This window comes from Pirellulales bacterium, from assembly GCA_035939775.1.
GTDB lineage: Bacteria > Planctomycetota > Planctomycetia > Pirellulales > DATAWG01 > DASZFO01.
On the sequence record DASZFO010000196.1, the window covers coordinates 1 to 2016 of the forward strand.

Annotated in this window: 2 protein-coding genes; one reads left to right on the top strand and one right to left on the bottom strand. The window is 60.9% G+C overall.

Annotated features, from left to right (window positions below; translation table 11 throughout):
- The coding region (locus VGY55_12720; protein ID HEV2970826.1) for an FAD-dependent oxidoreductase at positions 1-888 on the bottom strand (888 nt) is incomplete at its 3' end.
- A gap of 225 nt (positions 889-1113) precedes the next feature.
- On the opposite strand from VGY55_12720, the gene VGY55_12725 reads away from it, so the two are divergent.
- Positions 1114-1992 (top strand): PP2C family protein-serine/threonine phosphatase, encoded by an 879-nt coding sequence (locus VGY55_12725; protein ID HEV2970827.1) that lies wholly within the window; start codon positions 1114-1116, stop codon positions 1990-1992.
- Positions 1993-2016: the final 24 nt, after the last annotated feature.

Here is a 2016-nt window from a genome sequence, read left to right on the forward strand (position 1 = left end):
GGGATCGACGACGATCCGTCCGCGTTCCTTTTTGCATCGCAAATCCGCGAGCAACGGATGAATAGAGTTCCCAGCAGTCCAAATCAGTGTATTGGACACGATCCGACGGCCGTCGCTGAGCTCGATGCACTGATCGGTGGCCCCTCGGACCTGCACGTTGGTCAAGATTTCGATCCGGCGTTCGGCGAGCTTGCCCTGTGCGTACCGACCGAGCTTTTCCTTCAGTTCGGGAAGAATGACAGAACCGGACGACACGAGAACGACTCGGATCATCTCCCGTTTTAGGTGGGGATAGAATCGCAGCGACTCGTGAATGAAATCGTTGATCGAACCGGCCGTTTCGACCCCCGCGAATCCGCCCCCGGCGACGACGAACGTCAACAGCCAGTCTCGGCTGTCGGCGGCACAATCGAAATCGGCTTCGTCGAGCTGCGCGATAAGATGGTCTCGCAGCCGGATCGCGTCGTCGAGCGTCTTCATCGCAAAGGCCCGCTCTTCGACGCCGACAAGCCCGAAGAAATTCGTGGTCGAACCAAGGGCCAGCACGAGTTGGTCGTATTCCAACTCGTGAGAATGAGCCGATTTGCCGTGCGTGACCGTCACGCGCTTGCCTGGCAGGTCGATTGACTGCACCTCGCCGCAAAAGAAGTGCACGCGGCGAAGCATCTTGCGGATGGGATTGACGATGCAATGTGTTTCCAGCTCGCCGCCGGCGACCTCGTGCAGCATCGGCGTAAAGAGAAAGTAGTTGTCTCTGTTAATGAGCGTAATTTCGACGTTGGCCTGGCGGGCCAACGTGCGCTCGAGCCCCTGCGCCGCGTAAATCGCGGAGAATCCGCCGCCAAGGATCAGAATGCGATGCCGAGCGTTGCGTCGATCGCAGTCCATAGAATTGCCCTTTGTTTTCGGATCGATGGCGTCAAGTCGAACGCACGGCACGCGCCCAACTTGGATGCCGCCGCGCGGCGCGGAGTTACTGAAATGCAGCGAATTCGCAGTTGACGCGCTCCGCGGCCGTCGACTCACGGCAGTGCGCGCGTAGCGCAAGTAACCTTGCGGCATCGGCGGTCATCAAATCCAAGGCACCGAGCCTCGAACACTCGAAGGACTAAAATGGACAGGTCGGCTTGTGTGATGCAGTGCATGGAGATCATCGGCGGCAATCGGGCCGAGCGGCAGACGATCGCCGCTCCGGGGCTCGACATCTGGGTCGACAGCCGGCCGCTTGGACTCGGAAAGGGGGGCGGCGACGTGCACTACATTTCCACCTGCGGCGCCGGTTACGTCACGCGCTTGGCGCTGGCCGACATCGCTGGACATGGGGAATCGGTGGACGGCTTCGCAATCGCCCTTCGCAAGCTGATGCGGAAATACATCAACACGCTGGATCAGACGTGCTTTGCCCGGGCTCTCAATCGAGAGCTGGCTGCGGATGTCGAGTTCGGCCGCTTTGCAACCGCGCTCCTGCTGACGTACTTCGCTCCGACAAAGCATCTGATGATCTGCAACGCCGGGCACGGGCGACCGCTGCGATACTCGGCCAAACACGAGAAATGGGACTACCTCGATCTGCAATCGGCGGGCGCCTGCCCTTCGCTCAAGGTGTCGCGAGCGCGGTACCATCTCGAGCGGGTTGCCAATCTCCCCTTGGGTGTTTTGGAGCCCATGGAGTACGAACAGCTCGCGGTGGAGCTCGACGAGGGCGACGTCGTGGTGCTCTTCACGGACGCGATTACCGAAGCGACGGACCTCTCGGGGCACATGCTGGGGGAATCGGGCCTTCTATCGCTCGTGAAGAGTCTCGCACCGGCGAATGTTGCAGAACTTGGCGAACGACTCGTGGCTGAGATCGACCGACGGCGCGGCAGCAGCTCTGAGGCAGATGATCAAACCGTGGTTGTGATCAAGCGCGCCGAAACACCGCTTCCGCGCGCTTCGCTGCTGCGGACGGCCCGCACACTAGCGAAAATGGTCGGATTGAGCCGAGTCTAGCTGGCGCCCGGCCTCGCGGAATTC

Bases quoted from the DNA above. Each gene is read 5' to 3' on its own strand.
- VGY55_12725 (HEV2970827.1), top strand. From the start codon at position 1,114: ATGGACAGGTCGGCTTGTGTGATGCAGTGCATGGAGATCATCGGCGGC.